The organism is Bradyrhizobium sp. USDA 223 (assembly GCF_044909005.1).
GTDB lineage: Bacteria > Pseudomonadota > Alphaproteobacteria > Rhizobiales > Xanthobacteraceae > Bradyrhizobium > Bradyrhizobium yuanmingense.
This window is the reverse complement of sequence record NZ_JBIYDR010000001.1, coordinates 3800316-3824130: the sequence shown is the minus strand read 5'-3', so window position 1 is coordinate 3824130 and position 23815 is coordinate 3800316. Positions and strand designations below refer to the sequence as shown.

Annotated in this window: 19 protein-coding genes; 10 read left to right on the top strand and 9 right to left on the bottom strand. The window is 65.3% G+C overall.

Features of this window, described 5'->3' with window-relative positions; translation table 11 throughout:
* Positions 1–125 precede the first annotated feature (125 nt).
* The 3 genes from ABIA40_RS17680 to ABIA40_RS17670 are packed head-to-tail and all read left to right on the top strand — an operon-like array spanning position 126 to position 5876.
* Positions 126–914, top strand: coding sequence for an ImuA family protein (locus ABIA40_RS17680; RefSeq protein ID WP_271545267.1), 789 nt, complete (start codon positions 126–128; stop codon positions 912–914).
* The gene (locus tag ABIA40_RS17675) at positions 811–2406 is read left to right on the top strand and encodes a DNA polymerase Y family protein (RefSeq protein WP_271545266.1); all 1596 of its coding nucleotides are present in this window, start codon (positions 811–813) and stop codon (positions 2404–2406) included. The genes ABIA40_RS17680 and ABIA40_RS17675 overlap by 104 nt, the downstream gene beginning before the upstream one ends.
* Positions 2403–5876: an error-prone DNA polymerase gene (locus ABIA40_RS17670; RefSeq protein ID WP_271545265.1), complete on the top strand. Its 3474-nt coding sequence runs from the start codon at positions 2403–2405 to the stop codon at positions 5874–5876. Before ABIA40_RS17675 ends, ABIA40_RS17670 begins: the two co-directional genes overlap by 4 nt.
* Positions 5877–6115: 239 nt before the next feature.
* On the opposite strand, the gene ABIA40_RS17665 is transcribed toward ABIA40_RS17670, so the two are convergent.
* Together ABIA40_RS17665 and ABIA40_RS17660 are read right to left on the bottom strand one after the other, a co-directional pair.
* Positions 6116–6886, bottom strand: coding sequence for an SDR family NAD(P)-dependent oxidoreductase (locus ABIA40_RS17665; RefSeq protein ID WP_404542429.1), 771 nt, complete (start codon positions 6884–6886; stop codon positions 6116–6118).
* Between the two features lie 174 nt (positions 6887–7060).
* Positions 7061–7348, bottom strand: a complete 288-nt coding sequence (locus ABIA40_RS17660; protein WP_135168054.1) for a hypothetical protein — start codon at positions 7346–7348, stop codon at positions 7061–7063.
* 109 nt (positions 7349–7457) lie between these two features.
* Between ABIA40_RS17660 and ABIA40_RS17655 the strand changes: the two genes are divergently transcribed.
* The 3 genes from ABIA40_RS17655 to ABIA40_RS17645 all read left to right on the top strand — a co-directional run bounded on the left by ABIA40_RS17655 (position 7458) and on the right by ABIA40_RS17645 (position 13420).
* Complete coding sequence (locus tag ABIA40_RS17655; RefSeq protein ID WP_271545263.1) at positions 7458–8858, top strand: CoA transferase; 1401 nt, start codon at positions 7458–7460, stop codon at positions 8856–8858.
* 166 nt (positions 8859–9024) lie between these two features.
* Positions 9025–10275, top strand: a complete 1251-nt coding sequence (locus ABIA40_RS17650; RefSeq protein WP_404542426.1) for an efflux RND transporter periplasmic adaptor subunit — start codon at positions 9025–9027, stop codon at positions 10273–10275.
* A 28-nt stretch (positions 10276–10303) separates the two neighbouring features.
* Complete coding sequence (locus ABIA40_RS17645; protein ID WP_404542423.1) at positions 10304–13420, top strand: efflux RND transporter permease subunit; 3117 nt, start codon at positions 10304–10306, stop codon at positions 13418–13420.
* 3 nt (positions 13421–13423) lie between these two features.
* Here the strand turns inward: ABIA40_RS17645 and ABIA40_RS17640 are convergent, their stop codons facing one another.
* The 5 genes from ABIA40_RS17640 to ABIA40_RS17620 form a co-directional block, all read right to left on the bottom strand.
* Positions 13424–14386 carry an amidohydrolase family protein gene (locus ABIA40_RS17640; protein ID WP_404542420.1) on the bottom strand — a complete coding sequence of 321 codons (963 nt, stop codon included), beginning with the start codon at positions 14384–14386 and terminating at the stop codon, positions 13424–13426.
* Positions 14387–14437: 51 nt separating this feature from the next.
* Complete coding sequence (locus tag ABIA40_RS17635; RefSeq protein ID WP_271545259.1) at positions 14438–14995, bottom strand: hypothetical protein; 558 nt, start codon at positions 14993–14995, stop codon at positions 14438–14440.
* 25 nt (positions 14996–15020) lie between these two features.
* Positions 15021–16451 carry a TolC family outer membrane protein gene (locus tag ABIA40_RS17630; RefSeq protein ID WP_271545258.1) on the bottom strand — a complete coding sequence of 477 codons (1431 nt, stop codon included), beginning with the start codon at positions 16449–16451 and terminating at the stop codon, positions 15021–15023.
* Positions 16452–16639: 188 nt separating this feature from the next.
* Positions 16640–17419 carry an enoyl-CoA hydratase gene (locus tag ABIA40_RS17625; RefSeq protein WP_036006037.1) on the bottom strand — a complete coding sequence of 260 codons (780 nt, stop codon included), beginning with the start codon at positions 17417–17419 and terminating at the stop codon, positions 16640–16642.
* A 109-nt stretch (positions 17420–17528) separates the two neighbouring features.
* Positions 17529–18185 (bottom strand): hypothetical protein, encoded by a 657-nt coding sequence (locus ABIA40_RS17620; protein ID WP_271545257.1) that lies wholly within the window; start codon positions 18183–18185, stop codon positions 17529–17531.
* A 291-nt stretch (positions 18186–18476) separates the two neighbouring features.
* On the opposite strand from ABIA40_RS17620, the gene ABIA40_RS17615 reads away from it, so the two are divergent.
* On the top strand, positions 18477–19022 hold the full coding sequence (locus ABIA40_RS17615) for a sigma-70 family RNA polymerase sigma factor (protein ID WP_036042899.1): 546 nt from the start codon (positions 18477–18479) through the stop codon (positions 19020–19022).
* Positions 19023–19024: 2 nt separating this feature from the next.
* A complete protein-coding gene (locus tag ABIA40_RS17610; RefSeq protein ID WP_404542417.1) occupies positions 19025–19663 on the top strand; it encodes an NrsF family protein in 639 nt (212 codons plus the stop codon).
* A gap of 112 nt (positions 19664–19775) precedes the next feature.
* Here ABIA40_RS17610 and ABIA40_RS17605 read toward each other — a convergent pair whose 3' ends face one another.
* Both ABIA40_RS17605 and ABIA40_RS17600 read right to left on the bottom strand, forming a co-directional pair.
* A complete protein-coding gene (locus ABIA40_RS17605; protein WP_271545255.1) occupies positions 19776–20879 on the bottom strand; it encodes a DUF2336 domain-containing protein in 1104 nt (367 codons plus the stop codon).
* A gap of 63 nt (positions 20880–20942) precedes the next feature.
* The gene (locus ABIA40_RS17600) at positions 20943–22100 is read right to left on the bottom strand and encodes a GGDEF domain-containing protein (RefSeq protein WP_271545254.1); all 1158 of its coding nucleotides are present in this window, start codon (positions 22098–22100) and stop codon (positions 20943–20945) included.
* A 437-nt stretch (positions 22101–22537) separates the two neighbouring features.
* On the opposite strand from ABIA40_RS17600, the gene ABIA40_RS17595 reads away from it, so the two are divergent.
* Both ABIA40_RS17595 and ABIA40_RS17590 read left to right on the top strand, forming a co-directional pair.
* Positions 22538–23107 (top strand): sigma-70 family RNA polymerase sigma factor, encoded by a 570-nt coding sequence (locus ABIA40_RS17595; RefSeq protein ID WP_271545253.1) that lies wholly within the window; start codon positions 22538–22540, stop codon positions 23105–23107.
* Positions 23104–23799 carry a hypothetical protein gene (locus ABIA40_RS17590; protein WP_271545252.1) on the top strand — a complete coding sequence of 232 codons (696 nt, stop codon included), beginning with the start codon at positions 23104–23106 and terminating at the stop codon, positions 23797–23799. Before ABIA40_RS17595 ends, ABIA40_RS17590 begins: the two co-directional genes overlap by 4 nt.
* The last annotated feature ends 16 nt before the right edge of the window (positions 23800–23815 follow it).

Genomic DNA, 23815 nt, shown 5'->3' with positions numbered 1-23815 from the left:
TGCGCCAATTCGATTGACTCTGCCGGCGCCGTTAGCTTTATATTAGAACATATCATGAACAAATGAGCCAGCTGCTGGTTCTCTTTTTGAGAGCCATCGGCAATCACCTCTGAGGAGCGGCGAGCATGAGCGGCGCACGTATGAGCGCGCTTGCGATCCTGCGCGGCCAGATCGAGCGCATCGAGACGGCGGAGGTCGTGCATCCGCGCGATCGCATCGCCCTCGGCCATGGCGCGGCCGACGCCGTGCTGAAAGGCGGGCTCGCGCGCGCGGCGATCCACGAGGTGTTTTGCGAAGGGCGTCAGGGCGCGGCTGCGACGGGGTTCGTCATGGGCCTTGCGGGACGCGTGAGCGCGCGCCGGCCGCTATTGTGGGTGCGGCAGGATTTTTCGGAGCTCGAAACCGGTGCGCTGTCGATGAGCGGGTTATCCGAGCTAGGCCTCGACCCTCGCCGTGTGGTGATGGTGCGCGCCGCCGATGTCGAGAGTGCGCTGCGCACCTCGGCCGACGCGCTCGCCTGCGATGCGCTGGGCGCCGTCGTGCTCGAGCTCTGGGGCGATGTCAGGCAGTTCGATCTGGTGGCAAGCCGCAAACTGACGCTGGCCGCGCAATCTTCCGGCGTTACCGGCCTCTTGCTGCGCATGGCGGCGCAGCCGCTGCCTTCGACCGCGGAGACACGATGGATGCTGCGTGCGGCGCATTCGCCTCCGGGCTCGATGTGGAGTGCCTGGGGCGCGCCGGTGTTCGATGCCGAGCTCTTGCGCAATCGTCATGGCCCGTGCGGCCGGTGGATCATGGAATGGAATTGTGATGAGTGCCAGTTCAGTGAACCCTCGACGTATCCTCAGCCTGTGGCTGCCGCGCCTGCCCATCGACAGGATCCAGCGGTTCGTTGGCAGCGCCGGGCTGGGTAAACCCAATCATGAGCCTGATATCGTCGTCATCAAGGACAACAATGCGCTGGTGATCCATGCGCTGGACGAGGCCGCCGAGCGCCTCGGTCTGTATATTGGCCAGCCGCTCGCCAATGCGCGGGCGATGTGCCCGGACTTGCGTGTGTTCGACGCCGATACCGTGGCCGATGCGAAGACGCTCAGCGATATCGCCGATTGGTGCGACCGTTTCACGCCGCTGGTGGCGCTCGATCCGCCGCACGGGTTGTTCCTGGACATCACCGGCTGCGCGCATCTGTTCGGCGGCGAGGCCGCGTTGTTGCGGACATTGGTCCGCGCATTAGCCCGTCAGGGCTTTGCCGTCAACGCGGCGATCGCCGGCACCTCGGTTTGTGCGCGCACGCTGACGCGGCAGGCCACGGGTACCATCGTGGCCGATGGCGGGGAGGCGGAGGCGATCAGGTCGTTTCCAGTCTCCGCGCTCGGTGCAGGTGAAGCCATCACCACCGGCCTGCGCCGCGCCGGGCTGAAGACCATCGGTGATGTCGCATCGCGCAGCGCCTCCGAGATCACGGCGCGGTTCGGCGCCCGGTTCTCCACGCTGCTCGCCCATGCGCTGGGGCAGGGCGATGCGCCGATCAGCCCGCGCAAACCGCCGCCCGATTACATCGTCGAAAAACGCTTTGCCGAGCCGATCGCGACCGACACCATGATCGCGATGACGCTGTCGCGGCTGGCCAATACGTTGATCGCGTCCATGGAGAAGCAGGGCAAAGGCGCGCGGCGGCTGGAAGCGGCATTCTTCCGCACCGATGGCGCGGTGCGTACGATCACGGTCGAGACTGGACGTCCGGTGACGCGAAGCGCCGTAATCGACCGCTTGTTCCGCGAGCGGCTCGATGCACTCGCCGATCCCCTCGATCCCGGCTTCGGCTTCGACATGGTGCGCCTATCGGCGAGCCGCACCGAGATCGTGGTGCAGGAGCAGCGCGATCTCGATGCCCATGTCCACGACAACGACGAGCTCGCCGCGCTGATCGACCGCATCGCCGCGCGCATCGGCGGCAAACGCGTCGTCGTGCACCTGCCGCAGGATACTCATATTCCCGAAAGCGCGGTGCTGGCCGCATCGGCGCAGCATCATCTCGCCGCTGCCATGCAGGCCGAATGGCCGGCGCGCGTCGCGAGCGAGCCGCCGCTGCGTCCCTTGCGCCTGTTCGACAAGCCGGAGCCGATCAAGGTGCCGTTCGCGACCGTGCCCGATGGCCCGCCGCATCAATTCACCTGGCGGCGCGCGCTGCATGCGGTGGTGCGGGTAGAGGGACCCGAGCGCATCGCGATGGAATGGTGGCGGCAGGACGGCAAGCAGCTGACGCGGGATTATTTCCGCATCGAGGATGCCGAGGGCCTGCGCTTCTGGATCTTTCGTGACGGTCTCTATGAAGGCGAGGTGTTCGACGGTGACGGCAAGCCGGCGTCTCCCGGCTGGTATGTGCATGGTCTCTTCGCATGAACAGCCCCGCTTATGCCGAGATCGGCATCACCACCAATTTCTCCTTCCTGCGCGGCGGCTCGGATCCGCGCGCCTATGTCCACCAGGCGAGCGCTTTAGGAATTCCTGTGATCGGCATTGCCGATCACAACACGCTCGCGGGTGTGGTGCGGGCCTACAAGGAGCTCGACAATGACAAGGTGCTGCACAAGCCGAAATTGTTGATCGGCGCCCGCATCGTCTTCGTTGACGGTACGCCCGACATCCTGGTCTATCCACGCGACCGCGCGGCCTATGGCCGGCTGTGCCAGCTCCTCACGAGAGGCAAGCGCGGCGACGACATCACGCGGATCGAGAAGGGGGAGTGCCGTCTCACCTTGGCCGATCTCCTGGAATTCTCGGAAGGCCAGCTCCTGGTGTTGACGTTGCCGCATCGTTTCGAGCCGGCGCGGGCGCTGGATGTCCTCGCAAAACTCAGGGATAGCCGTGCCGAGGGCGTGTGGCTCGCGGCGAGCCTGCTCTATCGCGGCGACGACAAGCGTCGCCTGTCGCGGCTTGATGATCTCGCCGCAAAGGCAAAGGTGCCGCTGCTCGCGACCAACGAGGTGCTGTATCACGATCCCCGCCGCCGTCCGCTCCAGGACGTGCTGACCTGCATCCGGGAAAAGACCACGATCGAGGCGATTGGGCGGAAGCTCGAGGCCAATGCCGAGCGCTTCCTGAAGACGCCACGCGAAATGGCGCGGCTGTTCCGGGATTTTCCCGAAGCGATCGCGCAGACCCTGCGCTTTGCGGACGCAATCGAGTTCTCGCTCGATCAGCTCAAGTACCAATATCCCGACGAGCCGGTGCCGCCGGGCAAGACCGCGCAAGGGCATCTGGAGGATCTGACCTGGGCGGGCGTCGACAAATATTTCGGCGGCAAGATCGGCGACAAGCTGCGCGCGACTCTCAACAAGGAGCTCGCGCTGATTGCCGAGCTGAAATACGCGCATTATTTCCTCACCGTGCACGATATCGTGCACTACGCGCGCAGCCAGAACATTTTGTGCCAGGGTCGCGGCTCGGCGGCGAACTCGGCCGTATGCTACGTGCTCGGCATCACCTCGGTCGACCCGACCAAGGTGGACCTCTTGTTCGAGCGCTTCATCTCCAAGGAACGGCTGGAGCCGCCCGACATCGACGTCGATTTCGAGCATTCGCGGCGCGAGGAGGTGATGCAATATGTCTACCGCCGCTACGGTCGCCACCGCGCCGCGATCATCGCCACCGTCATCCATTATCGCCCGCGCAGCGCCATCCGCGACGTCGGCAAGGCGCTCGGCCTGACCGAGGACGTCACCGCCGCGCTCGCCGACACCGTCTGGGGCAGCTGGGGCAAGGGCCTCAACGACATGCAGGTCCGGCAGGCCGGGCTTGATCCCGGCAATCCCATGATCAATCTCGCGGTCGAGCTTGCGACCGAGCTGATCGAATTCCCGCGCCATCTGTCCCAGCATGTCGGCGGCTATGTGCTGACGCAGGACCGGCTCGACACCTATGTGCCGATCGGCAATGCCGCGATGGACGATCGCACCTTCATCGAATGGGACAAGGACGACGTCGACGCGCTGAGCATGATGAAGGTCGACGTGCTCGCCCTGGGTATGCTGACCTGCATCAGGAAATGTTTTGATCTCATCGACCAGCACAAGGGCGAGCGTTTTGTGCTGGCGAGCGTCCCCCAGGACGACCCCAGGGTTTACGACATGCTGTGCCGCGGGGAATCGCTCGGCGTGTTCCAGGTCGAAAGCCGCGCCCAGATGAACATGCTGCCACGGCTGAAGCCGCGCACCTTCTACGATCTCGTCATCGAGGTCGCGATCGTGCGCCCCGGGCCGATCCAGGGCGACATGGTGCATCCTTACTTGCGGCGGCGGAACGGGCTCGAGAAGGTGAGCTACCCCTCGCCGTCGCCGGAGCATGGCGACAAGGACGAGCTCTACAAGGTGCTGCACAAGACGCTCGGTGTCCCGCTGTTCCAGGAGCAGGCGATGCGCATTGCAATCGAGGCCGCGCACTTCACCTCCGAGGAAGCCAACGGCCTGCGCCGCTCGATGGCGACCTTCCGCAATGTCGGCACTATCGGCCAGTACGAGGAGAAGCTGATCGGCAACATGGTCGCCCGCGGCTACGATCCCAATTTCGCCAAGAGCTGCTTTGACCAGATCAAGGGATTTGGCTCCTACGGCTTCCCGGAGAGCCATGCTGCGAGCTTTGCACAGCTGGTCTATATCTCGTCATGGCTGAAGCACTATCACCCCGACGCCTTCTGCTGCAGCCTGTTGAACTCGCAGCCGATGGGCTTCTATGCACCGGCGCAGATCGTCGGCGATGCCCGCAAGAACGGCGTCGAGGTACGCGACATCGACGTGTCCTACAGCTTTGCGCAGAACACGCTGGAGGAGGGGAGCGGCAAATTCTGCGCCGTGCGGCTGGGCTTCCGCCAGATCGATGGATTTCATTGGCTGGACGAGGATGAGGAGCGCCTGAAGCGCTCTCAGCTGTCATTCCATAGCGATGCGCCAGCGTCGAGCCCGGAATCCACGATCGGGAGTATGGATTCTAAGGTGCGCAATTGCGCACCAGAGCTCGCGCCAAGATGCGCGCCCCGGAATGACGACGTGGAGAGAGTGCCCGACTGGGCCGACCGCATCGTCGCCGCGCGCAACCGTCGTCCCTTCACCTCGCTGGAGGATTTCGCCCGCGACACCGGCCTGCCCAAGCGCGCGCTGATCCTCTTGGCGGATGCCGATGCGTTCCGCTCGCTCGGGCTCGATCGCCGCGAAGCGCTGTGGCAGGTGCGGCGGCTGCCTGACGACATGCCGCTGCCGCTATTCGAGGCGGCGACCGCGCGCGAGCAGCCGGACGAAGGCGCAAAGCCGCTGCCGGTGATGCCGCGCGCAGAGCAGGTGGTTGCCGACTACCAGACCATCCGCCTGTCGCTGAAGGGACATCCGATGGAATTCTTGCGTGAGATGTTTACGCGCGAGCGTATCGTCGCCTGCAAGGAGATCAGCCATGAGAACGAGCGGCGACGCGTCCGCTGCGCCGGCGTGGTCCTGGTGCGACAGCGGCCGGGCAGCGCCAGCGGCGTCGTGTTCATGACGCTGGAGGACGAAACCGGCATCGCCAATGTCGTGGTCTGGCCCAAGATCATGGAGCAGTACCGGAAAGAGGTGATGGGCGCACGCCTCATCCTGGTCGAAGGCTACATCCAGAGCAGCCCGGAGAAGGTGACGCATCTCATCGCCCAGCGCATGGTCGACCGCTCGCACGATCTGGTCGGATTGGCCAACGATGCGCTCGGCCGCAAGCATCCGCTGCCCGCCGGCGCCACCGTGGTCGAGCCGCTCAACGAAGATCCCCGCGCGCTTACGGACATGCCTGCGCAAAAAATCCGCCACCCCCGCAACGTCCGCATCCTGCCGCCGTCGCGGGATTTCCATTGAGGCTCGTGCCTCTCGCAAAGCTGCAGTAGGGTGGACAAAGGCGCGTAAGCGCCGTGCCCACCTTAGAGCATGATCCGGAAAAGTGTGAAGCGGTTTTCCGAAAAGATCATGCTCAAACAATAACCTAAAGCGCGATGACGAATAATCCTAATCGCATCGCGCTTTAGCATCTCGTTGCGAAAGCGGTGGGCACGCTTCGCTTTGCCACCCTACAAGCTCGTCGCTGATGATGCCGTCCCTTAAAAGTTCACCCGGTTCGAGATCGCGCCATCCACCACCAGATTCGAGCCCGTCGTGAACCCCGACACCGGGCTGGCCAGAAACACCGCCGCGCTCGCGATGTCCTGCGGCGTCGCCATGCGGCCGGTCGGATTGCGCTTCATCGCGTCCTGGTACCGCTCCGGCATGTTCTTCTCGATCATCTCCCAGACGCCGCCCTTGAAATAGACGGTGCCGGGCGACACGACATTCACGCGGATCTTCTTCTTCGCGTATTGCCGCGCCAGTCCCTTGGCCATGTGGATCAGCGCGGCCTTGATCGGGCCGTAGGAGCTGGCCGCGTCCGCCTGCGCCGCTGAAATCGACGAGATGATCACGAACGCGGCATCGCCGCTGCCGGCGCCGCTTGTCTCGAGGAACGGCCGTGCGGCGTCGAAGGCGTGCACGGCGCCGAGCGCGTCGAGCCGGAAATTCTGCTCCCAGGATGCGGGATCGTGCCCTTGCGCCATTGCGCCGGCATTGGAAAACAAAAGGTCGATGCCGCCGAGCTCTTTTGCTGCAGCCTCGATCCAGTTTTTGAGCGCCGCGCCGTCGGTGACGTCGACCGGGCCGCCGGTGGCGTTGATGCCGCTCGCCTTCAACTCCGCGACGGTGGTAGCAACCTGATCGGCGTTGCGGGCGCACACCGCGACATTGGCACCTTCACCGGCCAGCGTCGCCGCAATCGCCCGCCCGATGCCGCGCGTGCCGCCGAGCACGACGGCGTTCTTGCCTTTGAGACCGAGATCCATGGTTGGCTCCGTTTTGTTGGTCGTGCGACTGTAGCTGTTTCAAGAAAGCTTCAGAAGTCTCTCGATCGTCATTGCGAGGAGCGCTTGCGACGAAGCAATCCAGACTGCAGCCGCGGAAAGATCCTGGATTGCTTCGCTGCGCTCGCAATGACGTGGGGAGAGGCAGGGCCCACCTCACTCGGGCGCCGCCCCGACCGGCGGGCCACCGGGCGGCCGGTGCAGGAAGGTCAGCGAGGCATAGGCACCGGCCCAGGAGCCGATCGCAGCGAAGGCGACATAGAAGGCGTTCTCGGTGTAGCTGATCACGGCGTAAGAGGAGAGCAGGTACCAGATCGCGCTCCAGTTCGCCGCGGGGATGCGCTTGCGGGCGATCACGGCCGAGGTGAACATGACATAGACGGCGTCGGTGGCCGCCGTCGCGATGAACACGGCACCTGCGATGAGGGGATCGATGGCGACCATTGCATTCCCTTATGTGCTGATGGATGGTCGTAAAAATACAGCATGATCCGGAAAAGTGTGCAGCGGTTTTCCGAAAGATCATGCTCAATCGCAAGGGAGAGAAGCGGTCATGCAAAGCCCCGCCGACATCCTCGAGGGCATCTGGACCTCCGCTGGCGGGGATCCGACAGCGCTCGGCCGCGTGCGGCTGACTGGCGAGGAGCCGCAAATACCGTCCTCGTTTCGCGTTGCCGTCGCCGGCCAGACCACGATCGCGGCGGCCGGCCTTGCCGCCGCCGAGATATGGAAGCTGCGCAGCGGCGAGGCGCAGGACGTCTCCGTCGACATCCGCCACGCTGTCGCCGAATGCCGTTCCGAGCGCTATCTGCGCCTCGACGACAAGCCGCCGCCGCCGGCTTGGGACGCGATCGCCGGCGTCTACCGAACCGGCGATGGCCGCTTCGTTCGCTGCCACACCAATTTTCCGCATCACCGCGACGCCGTCTGCAAGGTGCTCGGCTGCGAGCCCGAGCGCGAGAAGGTGCAGGCCGCGCTGATGCAGTGGAAAGGCGAGGACTTCGAAACCGCGGCCTACGCCGCGTGCGGCGCCGTCGCCTTGATGCGCTCCTACGACGAATGGTCCGCGCACCCGCAGGCGCGCGCGCTCGCGCGATTGCCGCTGCTCTCGATCGAGAAGATCGGCGAGGCGCCGCCTAGGCTGTGGCCAAGAGGCGATCGTCCGCTCTCGGGCCTTCGCGTGCTCGATCTTTCCCGCGTCATCGCCGGCCCCGTCGCCGGCCGCACGCTCGCAGCGCACGGTGCGGACGTGCTGCTGGTGTCAGGCCCGGAGCTGCCCGCAATCGACTGGCTCACCATCGACACCGGCCGCGGCAAGCTCACCACCTTCATCGAGCTGAAGAGAAAGGCCGGGCGGGCGCAGCTGCGCGAGCTGTTGAAGGACGCCGACATCTTCTCGCAAGGCTATCGTCCGGGCGCGCTCGCCGCGCTCGGCTTTGCGCCAGAGGACGCGGCGCACATCACGCCCGGCATCGTCTATGTGACGTTGTCAGCCTACGGCCATGCCGGTCCTTGGGCCGAGCGGCGCGGCTTCGACTCGCTGGTGCAGACTACGACCGGCTTCAACCATGCCGAAGGCCAGGCCGCCGGCATCGATGGTCCCAAGGAATTACCGGCACAGATGCTCGATCACGCCACCGGTTTTCTGATGGCGTTCGGCGCGATGATGGCCAAGGCACGCCAAGTTCGCGAAGGCGGCAGCTGGCACGTGCGCGTGTCGCTGGCGCAGACCGGGCGCTGGCTGTGGAATCTCGGCCGGCTCGAGGGCGGATCGAATATCCCGGATCTTGGGGGAGAAGCCGTAGATGCTGCGTTTATGCAGCACATGCAATCTGGCTTCGGCATGTTGAAGGCGGTGCAGCATTCCGCACTTCTGTCGAAGACGCCGGCGCAATGGAGCCGTCCGGCGATGCCGCTCGGCAGTCATCCGGCACAATGGCCGGGCCGAAGCTGACATGAAGCTGACGTGGGACTGACGTGAAGCTGACGTGTCGCAAGATTTTAAAGCAAACGGAAAGGGCCACGCGCTTTTTAGGTTGTTTGAACTCTCAATTCGGCACTATTAGCGCGATCGACGAGGCACTCATTTGCCGAGATCGTCGCAGACACGCCCGGGCCCCATGGCACTTGAAAATATCAAGCGATTGCACCTGATTGCAAAACAACGGGTGATCGCATCCATAGTTTTACTAGCTCTCGCCGGCGCCGGTGTCGGAGCGTACGGCTTGTTCTCTTCGGGCCCGAAGGCAAAGAATCACTCCGAGATCTCGAGCCAGTCGCGCAGAAATGCGCAGACCTTCGCGCCAACGCCGTCCGAATGGGCGACGCTGACGATCGAGCCGGTCAAAGCCAGGAGCTTCCGGGCCGAGTATGTCACCGAGGGCAAGGTCGCGGTCGACGAAGACCGCTCGACGCCGGTGTTCTCGCCCTATGCAGGCCGTGTCACCAAGCTGCTCGCCAAGCCGGGCGAGACGCTGAAGCAAGGTCAACCGCTGTTTACGATCGAGGCCGCCGACACCGTGCAGGCCCAGAACGATTTCATCGCGGCGATGACCTCGCAGAACAAGGCGAAGTCGGCGCTCGAGCTCTCCGACATCCAGTTCAAGCGCGCCAAGGACCTCTATGAGGGCCATGCCATTCCGCTCAAGGATTACCAACAGGCGGAAGCGGCCCAGGTGCAGGCGCGCAACGACATGCGCTCTTCGATGACGGCGCTGGAAGCCGCGCGCAACAAGCTGCGCATCCTCGGCTTCACCGACGAGGCCATCAAATCGTTCCAGGAAAAGGGCGTCATCGATCGGGAGATCACGATCCATTCGCCGATCTCCGGCACCGTCGTGCAGCGCAAGATCGGCCCGGGCCAATACGTCAATTCCGGCGCCAGCGATCCGGTCTTCGTGGTCGGCGACCTCTCCACGGTCTGGCTCACCGCCTTCGTGCGCGAGAGCGATGCGGCCGCGGTGTGCACCGGGCAGGACATCACCGTCAACGTGATGGCGCTGCCGGGCCGTCCGTTCAGCGCTAAGATCAACTACGTTGCCGCCGCGATCGACCCCGCCACCCGCCGCCTGCTGGTCCGCGCCACAATCGACAACAAGGACGGGCTGCTCAAGCCGGAAATGTTCGCGAACGTCACGATCTATTCGGCCGGCGACCGCGCCGCGCCGGCGGTGCCGAAGCAGGCGCTGATCTACGAGGCCGACAAGGTCCGCCTCTGGGTCGCACGCGAGGACAAGTCGGTCGAGCTGCGCCAGATCAAGATCGGTCTCATCAACGGCAACCTCGTCGAGGTCACCAGCAATCTGAAACCCGGCGAGCAGATCGTCACCAAAGGCAGTCTGTTCATCGACCGCGCGGCGTCCGGCAGCTGATCGACGACCCAAGAAATTGAAGACCTGAATGGATCGTCTCGTCGCCCTTGCCGTCAACCGGCGTTTCCTCATGGTCGGCATGTTCGTCGCCGTGCTGATCGGCGGCCTGATCGCGTTCAACCAGCTCAACATCGAGGCCTATCCCGACCCGACCCCGCCGATGGTCGATATCGTGACGCAGAGCCCGGGCCTGTCGGCGGAGGAGATCGAGCGCTACATCACGATCCCGATCGAGACCCAAGTCGCCGGCCTGAAGAACATCACGACCATCCGCACCATCTCGCTCTACGGTCTGTCCGACGTCAAAATCCAGTTCTCCTTCGCCTACACCTATGACGAGGCGCAGCAGCAGGTGCTGAATCGCCTGGCGCAGCTCGCGCCTTTGCCGGGCAACGTGCAGCCGCAGATCTCTCCGCTCAGCCCGATCGGCGAGATCTTCCGCTATCGCCTCGTCGGTCCGCCGAACTACAGCGTGCTCGACCTCAAGACCATCCAGGACTGGATACTGCAGCGCCGCTTCCGCGCGGTGCCCGGCGTGATCGACGTCACGGGTTGGGGCGGCAGGAGCAAGACCTACGAGATCCAGGTCGATTTCAACAAGCTGGTCGCCAACGGCCTGACGCTGCCGCAACTGCTCCAGGCGGTCGGCAATTCCAACGTCAATGTCGGCGGCAACACCGTCGATATCGGCCAGCAATCCGCCGTGGTGCGTGGCGTCGGCCTGATCCGCTCGATCGACGACCTCGCCAACACCATGGTGGCGCAGACCGGCGGCAATCCGGTGCTGGTCAAGGACGTCACCACCGTCACCGTCGGCCAGAAGCCGCGCCTGGGCATTGCCGGCCTCGACGATTCCGACGACATCGTGCAGGGCATCGTCCTGATGCGGCGCGGCGAGCAGAGCGCGCCGACCATCAAGCGCGTCCACGAGCTCGTTCAACAGATCAACAATTCCAGCATCCTGCCGCCAGGCGTGCGCATCGAGCGCATCTACGACCGCGGCGACCTGATCGAACTCACCACCCACACTGTGCTGCACAACATGGTGATCGGCATTCTGCTGATTGTCCTGTTGCAGTGGATCTTCCTCGGCGATCTCCGCAGCGCGCTGATCGTCGGCGCGACCATTCCGTTCGCGCTGTTCTTCGCCGTCATCATCCTGGTGCTGCGCGGGGAATCGGCGAACCTCCTGTCGGTCGGCGCGATCGATTTCGGCCTCATCGTGGACGCCACCGTGATCATGGTGGAGGCGATCTTCCGCCGCCTCACGCAAACGACGCCGATGTCGGAATCCGAGCATATGTCGCCCGAGACGCTGTTCGGCATGAAGAACCATGCCATCCTCAGCGCGGCCGCCGACGTCTCGCGATCGATCTTCTTTGCCGCGGCGATCATCATCGCGGCGTTCCTGCCGCTGTTCACGCTGTCAGGCGTCGAGGGCAACATCTTCGGGCCGATGGCACGTACCTATGCGTATGCGCTGGCCGGCGGCCTGCTTGCCACGTTCACCGTGACTCCCGCGCTGTCCGCGATCATCCTGCCGGCGCATGTCGAGGAGACCGAGACGAAGGTGATGCTGATCCTGCACCGGCTCTACATGCCTCTGCTGAATTGGGCGGTCGCTAACCGCAACATCGTCCTCGGCGCCGCGGTCGGCCTGGTATTGGTGACGGTCGCGCTCGCCCGGCTGCTCGGCCTCGAGTTCCTGCCGAAGCTGGAGGAGGGCAACCTCTGGATCCGTGCCACGCTGCCGCCGACCATCTCGCTGCAGGAAGGCAACGGCTACGTCAACGAGATGCGCAAGGTGATCCGCGCCCGGCCCGAGGTCGAATCGGTCGTGTCGCAACACGGCCGTCCCGACGACGGCACCGACGCCGCCGGCTTCTTCAACGCCGAGTTCTTCGCGCCGCTCAAGCCCGTGAGCCAGTGGCCCGGCACCCGCGACAAGGAAGAGCTGACCGCGCAATTGCTCAAGCAGCTCGACGATCGCTTCCCCGGCGTCGAATTCAACTTCTCGCAATATCTCCAGGACAACGTCTCCGAAGCCGTGTCCGGTGTGAAGGGCGAGAACTCGATCAAGCTGTTTGGTAGCGATCTCCAGGCTCTCACCGACACCGCCAACAAGATCAAGCAGGTGCTGTCGACCGTGCAAGGCGTCACCGACCTTGCGGTTTTCACCTCGCTGGGCCAGCCGACTGTTCAGATCGACATCGACCGCGCCAAGGCGGCGCGCTACGGCCTTGCACCGGGCGACATCAACGCCACCATCAAGGTCGCGATCGGCGGCGACACCGCCGGCGACCTCTATGAGCCCGGGAGCGACCGCCACTTCCCGATCATCGTCCGCCTCGCGCCGGAGTACCGCCGCAGCGCGGAGGCGATCCAGAATTTGCGGATCGGCGCGCCCGGGCCGAACGGCACCGTCACGCAGATTCCGCTGAGCGAGGTCGCGACCATCAGCCTCGTCTCGGGTGCGGCCTACATCTATCGCGAGCAGCAGGAGCGTTATCTGCCGATCAAGTTCTCGGTGCGCGAGCGCGATCTAGGCAGCGCGATCCGCGAGGCGCAGGACAAGATCGCCGCGCAGGTGCAGCTGCCGCCGGGCTCGCATATGGAATGGGTCGGCGAGTTCGGCAATCTGCAGGACGCGATCCGGCGGCTGTCGATCGTGGTGCCGATCTCGCTGGCGCTGATCGGCGTGCTCCTCTGGTTCAATTTCGGCTCGATGACCGACACGCTGCTCGCGATGAGCGTGATCCCGATGGCGATCTTCGGCGGCGTGCTCGGCCTCTTGATCTCGGGCACCGCGTTCAGTGTCTCCGCGGCGATCGGCTTCATCGCGCTGTTCGGCATCGCGGTGATGGACGGCATCATCATCCTGTCGCAGTTCAACCAGCTGATCGAGGAGGGCATGGACCGCATGAGCGCGGTGGTGCGCACCGGCGAGCTGCAGCTCCGGCCGGTGCTGATGACCTGCGTGGTCGCAGGAGTCGGCCTGCTGCCGGCGGCGCTGTCGGAAGGGATCGGCTCGCAGGTGCAGAAGCCGCTCGCGGTCGTCGTTGTCACCGGCATGATGCTGGCGCCGGTCGTGATCCTGGTGACCTTGCCGGTGCTGATCTCCTTCTTCTCCCGCCGCGCACGCTGATCGTCAGAACCCGTAGAGCCGCGCCGGATTGTCGACCAGGATCTTTTTGCGCACCTCGGCATCCGGTGCCCACACCGGAAGCTGGTTGAGCAGGCGGCCGTCGTCGATCTGGTAGAGCGGCGCGATGTCGGTGGGCTTGCGGCCCTCGACGCGGCTCGAATCCGGATGCGGCCAGTCGGTGCCCCAGACGATGCGGTCCGCATTGGCCGCGATCAGCGCGCGGGCATAGGGCACCATGTCCTGATAGTCGGGCGCCAGCTTCGACGAGCGATAGGCGCCGGAGATCTTCACATAGGCCTTGCCGGATTTCACCAGCGCGACGAGATCGGAGAAGCCGGGCTGCTCCAGGCCGAGCGAAGCCTCGAGGCCGCCGAAATGGTCGAACACGACCGGCACCGGCGCCGTCTCGACGAGGTCCTTGATCGCAGAGATCATGGCAAGCGTGGTGTAGAGCTGCACGTGCCAGCCGCGCGCCTTCATGCGCTCGACGACGGCGGTGAAGCGCGGCCGGCCGACATTGGGGTCGTTGACGCCGCCGGTCGCCAGATTGAGACGGATGCCGCGGAAGCCCTCTTGATGCATCGTATCGAGCGCGCTCTCCGGCGTCTTGTCGTCGATCACGGCGACGCCGCGCGCGGTCGCGCCGCGCGCCTTCATGCCGAACAGCGTGGAGGAATTGTCGATGCCGTAGACGCTCGGCGTCACGATCACCACGCGCTCGATATGCATCGCCTTGTGCAGCGCCGCCATTTCTTCCGGCGAAGCCGGCTCCGGCGTATAGACACGCCCGGCGAAGAACGGAAACTTTTCGACATCGCCATGAATGTGGGTGTGGCAGTCGCAGGCATGCGCCGGCACATCGAAATTGATCGGCGTCGAGGGCTGCGCCGCGCGGGCACGGGCTTTGCTAGTCATGGCTACTCCGGCCGCAAGGGAGGCAAGCAGGACGCTGCGTCGGCTGAGCACGGTTTCTCTCCCGGTTTGTTTTTTATCGGCGAGTGGGAGGAGATTATCACATCAGCCGGGCAACTGCTCCGCTTCGCTGCATAGCTGCTCGACAAGGTCCGCAAGCGGACGTGAGCCGTCCACGCGCACGACCGGGCAGGGCAGGCCCGAGAGCCACGCTTCGTGCTTGGCGAGACTGCGGCCTTCGCGATCGCCGGCTTCGTAATGGGAGGCCCATTCGACGAAGTCTTCGGTTTCGCCATGGCGCCAGCCGCCCGGTGCGACGGCATCGGCGCCGAAATGGGCGGCCTCGCGGGCGCGCAATCGTTTCATCCGGATCTCGCGCGGCGCGGTCACGAAGACGACCAGGTCGAAGTACGAAACGAGCTCTTCGCCCCAGCCGGTGACGGACCCGCTCAGCACCCAGTCGAGACGCGGCAAGAACATCTCGTGCATCAGGCGCAGGCGGTCGGCGGCGGGGCGGGTCGTCCGATAGGGCGGCACCGTCGGCAGCCAGAAATAGTCGTCGCTGTCATGATGCGGCAGCGCCAGCCGGCCCGCGAGCGCGCGGCCGATCGTGGTCACGCCGCAGCCCGAGGCTCCCATCAGATGGATGCGGCGGCTTTTCATGTGCATCCACCAAAGAGACTTAAGGCTACTGCCCCGACGGCGTCCGCAGGCCGTGCCAGGCGTCACGGACCTGATGGTAATGCACCTCGGGCAGGTAGTCCGGCGTGTTCAGGTTCAGCGTCTTGACGTCGAGATGGCCGATGGCGCTGAGCAGCGTGTAGGAGGCGATCACGCGGTCGCGTTGCGCGCCGATCAGGCGGGCCTTGGCCTGGATCAGGTCGGCCTGCGAGTTCAGAACGTCCACCGTCGTGCGCTGGCCGCCGGCCGCCTCGCGCTGCACGCCCTGCAGCGCGACGGTGGCCGCCTTCACCTCGGATTCCGAGGCCGAGACCGTGACCTTGGCGCCTTCATTGGCGACCCAGGCGCTGACCGCCGCCGTGCGCGCCTGGTTGCGCACCTGGTCGAGAACGAGGCGGCTCTGCGCCGTGATCTCCTTGGCCTGCCGGGTCTGCGCCGCGGCCTGGCCGCCGTCGTAGATCGGCGCGGTGACGTTGGCGACGATCGAGGCTTGATCCTCGGCGAAGGTACCGAGCGTCGGGTCGTTGTTGCGGCTCTTGCTGGCGCTGCCCTGGATGGTTGCGCTCGGCAGCAGCGTGCCTTCGGCGATGCGGATGTTGGTGGAGGCGACATCGACGTCGAAGCTGGCGGCCATCACCGCCGGATGCTGGCGGATCGCCATCGTCATGGCGTCCTCGCGGCTCTTCGGCAGATAGCGGTCGACGGCCTCGGCAGGCCTGAGCTGCGAGGGCGCATTGCCGATCACTTGCGCATAGGTGGCCTGGCTGACCGCAAGCGCGACCTCGGCCGCGTTGAGATCGGCAAGGCCACGATTGAGGCGGGCCTCGGCCTGCGCGGTGTCGGTCGGCGTGACGTCGCCGGCATTGAGCCGGCGCTGGGTGACGGAGAGCGTCTCGCGCAGGAAGGCGACGTTGGAGCGCTGCGCCTCGACCAGTGACTGGTTGGCGAGAACGTTGGTGTAGGCGGTGACCGCATCGAGCAGCACGCCCTGGCCGACATTGCGGAGCGCTTCGCGGCCCGACTGCACCTGGAGCTCGGCGGCCCGCACGCCGTTGGCGGTGCGGAAGCCGTTGAACAGGCTCTGCGTCACGGTGACGCCGATGATCCAGGGCTTCAGATTGCCGGTCTGGATGGTGTTGTCCGGCAACAGATTGCGCACCGATTGCAGGCCGGCGCTGAGGCTCGCCACGATCTGCGGCCGGTAGCCGGCCAGCGCCTGCGGCACGTTCTCGTCGGTGGCGCGCTGGCGCGCACGCTCGGCATTGAGCTGCGGATTGGTCTGATAGGCTTTTGCCAAGGCGTCCGGCAGGGCTTCGGCCGATGCCACGGAGGGAAGGGCGCAAGAGAGCGCCAGCGTGGTCCATGTCGCAAGCACATGACCCGCGCCCGATCGACGTCGCGTCACCCCGCGACCAGCTCTGGCGGTACGCCCAATCATGTAATCCCGCTTAACCCCGGCTGTCCGCCCCCCGCCGACGATGGCCTCTTAACTGTTTAGCCAGCCGAGGTCCCGCAGGCAAACTGCCGCGGGCAAAACTCCCATGTATTCCGTGCTTGTTGCAGGCGCGTCACAGGCTGTGCGCGGGAAAGCGCCAGAGCCTTACACTGGCCTGACCGGCTCGTGCGCTACCGGTTCTTGTTCACAGGCTTGCGCTTCTCGATGAACGCCGCCATGCCCTCCGAACGGTCCTCGAGCGCGAAGGTCGAATGGAACAGGTTGCGTTCGACGCTCATGCCTTCGGAAAGCGTGGTCTCGAAGGCGCGGTTCACCGCTTCCTTGGCCATCGCGGCCGCAGGGCGCGACATCGCGGCGATCTTCTCGGCGGCCGCCATGACCTCGTCCATCAGCTTGTCGGCGGGTACGATACGGCTGACCAGGCCGGAGCGCTCGGCTTCGGCGGCGTCCATCATCCGGCCGGTGAGGCAGAGGTCCATGGCCTTGGACTTGCCGATCGCGCGCGTCAGCCGCTGGGTACCGCCGATGCCGGGAATGGTGCCGAGCGTGATCTCGGGCTGGCCGAACTTCGCGGTGTCGGCGGCAATGATGAAATCGCACATCATGGCAAGCTCGCAGCCGCCGCCGAGCGCGTAGCCGGCGACCGCGGCGATCGTCGGCTTGCGGCAGCGCGCGATGCGGTCGCCGCCGATCGCGGCGAAATCCTCGGAGAACATGTCGATGAAGCCCTTGGGCTGCATCTCCTTGATGTCGGCGCCGGCGGCAAAGGCCTTCTCGTTACCGGTCACGACGATGCAGCCGATGGCGTCATCGGCCTCGAGATCGTCGACCGCAGCTGCGATCTCGCGGAAGACGCCGAACGAGAGCGCGTTGAGCATCTTCGGCCGGTTCAGCTTGACGATGCCGACCGCGCCGACGCTCTCGACGATGATGTGTTCGAACGTGCTCATGCTCCACCCACGCTTTCGATTGAGCGGGCAATGTGCCCGCTGGCGCGGATGCCTTCAAGGGGGCCGGACGCGGGACGCGCGCGGGGGCGCGTCCCGGCGGAACCGGCCATCAGGCCATGAACATGCGCGCGGCGGAGGCCAGGGTCAGCAATGTGCCGACGCCGATGAAGATCTTGCCGATCAGGGAGCTCTGGTCCCAGGCCGAGCTCTGCTGGCTGCTGGCCATCACCGGCGCCGGCCGCGGCTGCGCCTCGGTTGCGGCGATCACCGCCTTCTGCGGCGGCGGGGTCTCCTGCAAGGCCCGATCGATGTCGTTGAGTTGATCGGGCGCGACGACCTGGCTTTCGGGGTTCTCGGCGCTGGTATTATCGGCGGCTGCCTGGACGTTGTCGTTGGCGCGGTTCGTCATCGCGGAGGCTGCCGCGGCAGTCGGAGTGTCGGCGGCGAGCTGCGCATTGGCGTTGGCGACCTCCGGGGCCAGCTGGCTCCAGGCTGGGACCTGACCGTCGGTCTTGTCTTTCTTGGCCTCGTCGGGCTTGGCCGCCGTGTCCTTCTTGTCCGCCTTGTCCTCGGATTTCTGCACCGTCTTCTTGCTGTCGGTGCGGCGCGACTCGTGGCGCCGCTGCTTGGCCGTATCGGCCCCTTTGTCGGCGCTCTCCGGTTTGTTGCCTGCTGCCGCGTTCGGCGCCGCCTGTGCGAGGCCCCCGGACAGCAAGACAAGCCCGGCCAAAACGATCAGGGCCGCGCGCGCGCTGGTTTTCATCATGTCGACGATCTCCCCAATTCCGCCCGTCCCGGCAGCAAACAGAGACCCCGGGGCGTGACGACAGCGGGGCAGAAAATGGGAATCTTCGGGCCACACCCGGCAAAAACGCGGCAGACCGCCTCCCCAAGCCGCCCGCCCGATGCAGGACGCACCGATCGGTGTTAAGAGCCGTCGCAGATGTTTGCGGCCGCATCGGTCGCGCGGCCCGGATCTTGATCACGAATTCGTGATAATTTTGGCGCCCGCGTAACAAATTGAACGAGCGGCCGAATTGCATGGTGAGGGGCGCGCGTGCGCGGACGTGAGGACGAATGGACCGGCCTGATGCGGTCGGCCATGGCTGGCGATGATGCGGCGTATCATCGTCTGTTGAAGGCAGTCACGCCGGTGCTGCGGGCCGCCGCGAGGCGTGGCTTGGCGCGGGCGGGTCAGCCGCCCGACCAGGCCGAGGATATCGTGCAGGAGATTCTGTTGGCGGTACATCTGAAGCGGCATACCTGGGACAGCGAAGCCCCCTTCGCGCCCTGGCTGTTTGCGATCGGCCGCAACAAGCTGATCGATGCGCTCCGGCGGCGCGGCAGGCGCGTGTTCGTCAACATCGACGATTTCGCCGAGACGCTGCCGGGCGAGGCGCCGCAGGACACCGCTTCGGCCGGCGAGGTCGCCGCCCAGCTCGGAACCCTGCCGCAGCGTCAGCGCGACGTGCTGCAATCGATCGCGGTCGAGGCCGCCTCGATCAAGGATACGGCGGCAAGGTTGTCGATGAGCGAGGGTGCGGTCCGGGTCGCGCTGCATCGCGGACTTGCGGCGTTGACCGCCAAATTGCGGGACCATTGATCATGGACACCGATCAACTCATTCGCTCGCTCGCCGCCGACAATCCGCACCGCGCGCCCCGCGTCGGCGCCGTGCTGAGCATGGCCCTGCTGGTGGCTGCGCCGCTGTCGATCCTGATCTTTGCGACGTTCTTCGGCGTGCGCGCCGACGTCATGAGCGCCATGCGCAACCCGTTCTTCGACATGAAGTTCGCGGTGACGTTGTCGCTCGCAATCCCCGCCATCATCGTCAGCCTTCATTTGTCGCGTCCCGAAGCCCTGCTGCGCGGCTGGGGCTGGCTGCTGCTGCTTCCCGTCGGGCTGCTCGCCGTGGCGATTGGCAGCGAGGCGATGATGGCGCCGGCGATGCCGATGACGATGCGCCTGGTGGGTAAGAACTCCAGGGTCTGCATGGTCGCGATCCCCGCAATGGCGCTGCCACTGCTTGCGGGGGCGCTGTTCGGCCTGCGCCACGGCGCGCCGTCTCGTCCCGCGCTCGCCGGAGCGCTCGCGGGGCTGGTGTCGGCGGGACTTGCGGCGACTCTCTATGCCTCGCACTGCACCGACGATTCCCCGCTGTTCGTCGCGACCTGGTACACGCTCGCGACCGCGCTGGTGACGGCGATCGGCGCGGCGGTCGGATCGAGGGTGTTGCGGTATTAAAGCATGATCCGGAAAAGTGCGAAGCGGTTTTCCGGAAAGATCATGCGCAACCAACAACCTAAAGCGCGATGACGATTCATCCAAATCTCATCGCGCTTTAGCCGCGCCGGCTTCACGCCGCCGGCGTCGCGTGCAACTGCATGCGGTGGAAGCGCAGCACCTGTTGCGCGGTCGATGAGCGCAGCGCCTCATAGGTGTCGCGCAGCTTCAGCATGTCGGTCTGCGACCCGCCGGAGAGCTTCTCGCGCAAGGCGATGATGGCGCGCACGCTCGACCATTGCATGCCCGCGGCCTTGGCGAGGATCATCACGCCTTCGGTGCGGCTCTCGATCATCATGGTCTCGGCGGTCTCGACCGCGATCCCCGCGAGTGCGGCCAGCGCCGCATTGGTCTCGTCGAACTTGCCCTGCTCGGCGAAGGTGGCGACCTGGAGCTCGTTGAGGCGGCCGTCCTCGTGCAGCGACTTCACCAGCGCGCGAGCCATCTCCGTCTGTTTCGTCCTGGCGACGGCGCGAACCCGTTGGGCCGCTTCCTCGACGGCCCTCGACACCTCGTCCGCGAGCTCGGGATGCGCAGCCGCGAGCTTCCTGCGCACGCTCGAGGATGCCTTGGCGACCAGCCTCAGATAGTGATGCCGCGGCAGGTCGGGTCGCAGGCCGATGCAGCCGCCGAGGTCGTCGTCGCGCTCGGCGCGGACGACGAGGTCGGCGAGACTCTCCTCCGAGAACCGCGCGCCCGGATTGCCGACCGTCGATTGCACCACGTCCTCATTGCCCCGCGCCACCAGCACGTCGGTCAGCGCTTCCGACAGCGTCCGCCGCAGCGAGATCGCCTTGAGATGCGCCTGGCCCCTGGTGCGCGCAATCTCGACCAATGTTGCCTCATCCAGCCGCTCCGACTTCGACAGCACGGGGCCGGAGACTTCGATCACCTCGTCGAGCGCGAGCGTGCGGATGATCTGCGGCGGCGCAGCCGCGATCGGCGCGAGCCGCTCGGCGAGCAGCGCCTTGGCCGACGTCTCGATCTGCTCGATCAGGCACTGGAACACGTCGTCGAACACGCGGATATGGTCGTCGGAATAGTCGACCGCGTTGCCCACGAAGAGATCGGTGACGCGGCGGAGCGTCTCCACCCGGCGCGCGACGGTGCCGTGCGAGAGGGCAGCCTGCAACTCCTCGAGCAGGCTTTCGGATGGTCTTGCGGAATTGGATCTCATTGCTCTGTCCTGGAGCGTTCGGCCCGGCAGCGGCGTCTGTCGTGCCGGAGAAAAATGGATCGGTCAGCTCGTTGCAATGCAGTTGCGCCCTTGCGCCTTGGCGGAATAGAGCGCGCTGTCGGCACGCGCGAGAAACGTGTCGGCAGTATCGACGTCGCGCAGCGTCACGACGCCCGCGGAAATGGTCACCCGCAGGCTGAGGGAGAACGCGCCCCAGTCGAGATCGGCGACGATGCCGCGCAGGCGCTCGAGCGTGCGGAGCGCGACGTCACCCGACGTATCCGGCAGCAGCAGCAGGAATTCCTCGCCGCCGTAGCGGCCGAAACTGTCGGCCGGGCGGATGTTGGCGAAAATGGTGATCGCGAAGGTGCGCAGCACCTCATCGCCAATGGGATGGCCGTAAGCGTCGTTGATGCGCTTGAACCAGTCGAGATCGATCAGCGCGATCGCGAAGGGCGTGGATGCCCGCCGCGACTTTTCGATCTCGGTGTCGAGAAGCCGCATGATGCAGCGGCGGTTGTAGGAGCCGGTGAGCTCGTCGAGCTCGGCCAGTTCCTCGATGCGTCGATAGGCGGCCTTCAATTCGATGCTGCGCTTGTACAGGATCTTGCGTAACGTGGCGCCGAACAGGCCGAGGAAGGCGCACTGCCCGATCACCAGCACGAAGCAGAGCATCGAGGCGGTCCGCTGCAGCCGGGTCGCGACCGGCAGTCCGATCGGCAGGTCCGATCCCAGGAAAACCACGGTGAGCCCGCAGGTGGCGAGGCCCCAGGTGAGCATGGCCTGGCTCGACGTCATCCGCAGCGTGCCGAACGCGAAGATCAGAAACAATACGGCAAGGAACGCGACCCCGATGGTGGGCACCGCGAGCAGGAACACCAGTTGCAGCGCCATATGCGCCGAGATCTGATAGACGGTGAGGTAATGATCGTCGAAACGGTCGCCGAAACCGGCCTCCGACAGCACCGTGAAAGTCCCGATGATCAGAAGGCCGCCGAGCCAGAACAGCGTCGGAACGGCCACGGAGACCGCGCCGTCAAAGGCGTAGAGCAGCAGGACCGCGCCGCCCAGCGAATAGCTCGCGACCTGGCCGATATACATCTGGCGGCGCTGCCAGACGCGGCGCGCCTTGACCTCGGGAGCCGTCGTCTCGGGCGCGAGGACGAGATCCGCGACCTCTGCGGCATTCCTCTCCGGAAAGGACGTCGCGGCCGTATCCATGGTCCCGCCAATGGTGCATGTCAGCGTAAAAACCTACGTGGCAAGCCTTTAGGTTTGGTATCCTTTGAAATCGAATCCGAACCGTGCAGCAGGGAACAAGGCGATCATCTAGCGTGAGAATTTTACCGATGATCACGCATCGTGTGCGCTGCGGTCGAGCCGAAGCAAGGCTTGGCGCGACAAAAGTGGTGCAGGGCTGCTATGGAACCGGATGAGGCCGGCCTGCCTATGTCCGGGCAGGCATCCCGCAGGGAATATCGCAGTATTATGGTACCGATTCGGATGAGCGACGCTGACCACCACGGGTGGGACAGGAAAAATGCCCGTATGTGGGGTAGCTCACACAAGCCCCCGTATGACTGCGGTAGGTTCAACAATTTTGCCCCCCACATCGAACCGTCCACCGCATCGACCCGACCAACCTTGCGAGACGGCCATTGAGCGCGACACAGGCGGCTTCAGACGAGATCCTGATCGCCAGGATCGCTCAAGGTGACCGGCTCGCCATGCAGGTGCTGTACGGGCGGCACCATGTCAGGGTTTACAGGTTCGGGCTGAGGCTCGTGCGGGACGAGCAGGCGGCGGAAGACCTCATCAGCGAGGTGTTTCTCGACGTCTGGCGTCAAGCCGGCAAATTCGAGGGCCGATCTGCCGTTTCCACCTGGCTGCTGGCAATCACCCGATTCAAGGCCCTGTCTGCGCTCCGGCGCAGGAAGGATTTCGAGCTGGACGAAGACGCCGCCAACGCGATCGAGGATACGTCCGACGATCCGGAAACGGTGGTGCAGAAGAAGGATACCAGTGAGGCGTTGCGGGAGTGTCTGACGGGCCTCTCGCCGGATCATCGGGAAGTCGTCGATCTCGTCTACTACCACGAGAAGTCCGTGGAAGAGGTGGCCGAAATCGTCGGGATACCGGAGAACACTGTGAAGACGCGCTTGTTCTATGCGCGCAAGAAACTGGCCGAACTGCTGAAGGCAGCCGGCGTCGAGCGAGGCTGGCCATGATGGCTTTGAGCAAGAAGATGCTGGAGCAAGAGCCCAGTGAAATTGAACTGCTGCTGCCCTGGCACGCTGCCGGCACGCTGAACGCGCGCGATGCGCGCCGTGTCGAGGAAGCGCTGGCGCGCGATCCGGACCTGGCGAAGCAATATGCGGCGATCCGGGGCGAGTACGAAGAGACCATTCATCTGAACGAGAGCCTTGGCGCTCCGTCGGCGCGCGCGATGCAGAAGCTGTTCGCCGCGATCGATGCCGAGCCGGCGAGGGCCAGCGGCTCGCTGCCGCTGTCGGCGCGTATCTCGACCTTCTTCGCGAGCTTGTCGCCGCGCACGCTGGCGTGGTCGGCGAGCCTCGGTGCCGTCGCGCTCGTGCTGCAGGCCGGCATCATCGGCGCCGTGCTGATGAAGAACCAGCCGGCGACCTTCCAGACCGCTTCGCTCTCGACCAGCGCACCGATCACGCGCGAGCTTGGTAGCGCCGCCGCGCCGGCGCGCGCGCTGGTGCGCTTCACCCCTGAGGCGCGCGTCGCCGACATCACCGCGCTGCTCGACAGCTACCAGGCTTCGATCATCGGCGATGCCAAGGGCGGCATGTTCCGCCTCCAGTTCGACAAGGCGATGAACCAGGACGAGCTCGCTTCGCTGCTCGGCAGGATGCAGCGCGAGAAGTTCGTCAACCTCGCCGTCGCGGCGCCCTAGGCGCGCCGCCGAGCCG

Coding starts and splice junctions, on each gene's coding strand:
- ABIA40_RS17665 (WP_404542429.1), bottom strand. CDS start 6,886: ATGGATCTCGGTCTCAAAGGCAAGAACGCCGTCGTGCTCGGCGGCACG.
- ABIA40_RS17660 (WP_135168054.1), bottom strand. CDS start 7,348: ATGGTCGCCATCGATCCCCTCATCGCAGGTGCCGTGTTCATCGCGACG.
- ABIA40_RS17645 (WP_404542423.1), top strand. CDS start 10,304: ATGGATCGTCTCGTCGCCCTTGCCGTCAACCGGCGTTTCCTCATGGTC.
- ABIA40_RS17625 (WP_036006037.1), bottom strand. CDS start 17,419: ATGAGCACGTTCGAACACATCATCGTCGAGAGCGTCGGCGCGGTCGGC.
- ABIA40_RS17620 (WP_271545257.1), bottom strand. CDS start 18,185: ATGATGAAAACCAGCGCGCGCGCGGCCCTGATCGTTTTGGCCGGGCTT.
- ABIA40_RS17650 (WP_404542426.1), top strand. CDS start 9,025: ATGGCACTTGAAAATATCAAGCGATTGCACCTGATTGCAAAACAACGG.
- ABIA40_RS17605 (WP_271545255.1), bottom strand. CDS start 20,879: ATGAGATCCAATTCCGCAAGACCATCCGAAAGCCTGCTCGAGGAGTTG.
- ABIA40_RS17590 (WP_271545252.1), top strand. CDS start 23,104: ATGATGGCTTTGAGCAAGAAGATGCTGGAGCAAGAGCCCAGTGAAATT.
- ABIA40_RS17670 (WP_271545265.1), top strand. CDS start 2,403: ATGAACAGCCCCGCTTATGCCGAGATCGGCATCACCACCAATTTCTCC.
- ABIA40_RS17680 (WP_271545267.1), top strand. CDS start 126: ATGAGCGGCGCACGTATGAGCGCGCTTGCGATCCTGCGCGGCCAGATC.
- ABIA40_RS17610 (WP_404542417.1), top strand. CDS start 19,025: ATGGACACCGATCAACTCATTCGCTCGCTCGCCGCCGACAATCCGCAC.
- ABIA40_RS17600 (WP_271545254.1), bottom strand. CDS start 22,100: ATGGATACGGCCGCGACGTCCTTTCCGGAGAGGAATGCCGCAGAGGTC.
- ABIA40_RS17655 (WP_271545263.1), top strand. CDS start 7,458: ATGCAAAGCCCCGCCGACATCCTCGAGGGCATCTGGACCTCCGCTGGC.
- ABIA40_RS17635 (WP_271545259.1), bottom strand. CDS start 14,995: ATGAAAAGCCGCCGCATCCATCTGATGGGAGCCTCGGGCTGCGGCGTG.
- ABIA40_RS17630 (WP_271545258.1), bottom strand. CDS start 16,451: ATGATTGGGCGTACCGCCAGAGCTGGTCGCGGGGTGACGCGACGTCGA.
- ABIA40_RS17675 (WP_271545266.1), top strand. CDS start 811: ATGAGTGCCAGTTCAGTGAACCCTCGACGTATCCTCAGCCTGTGGCTG.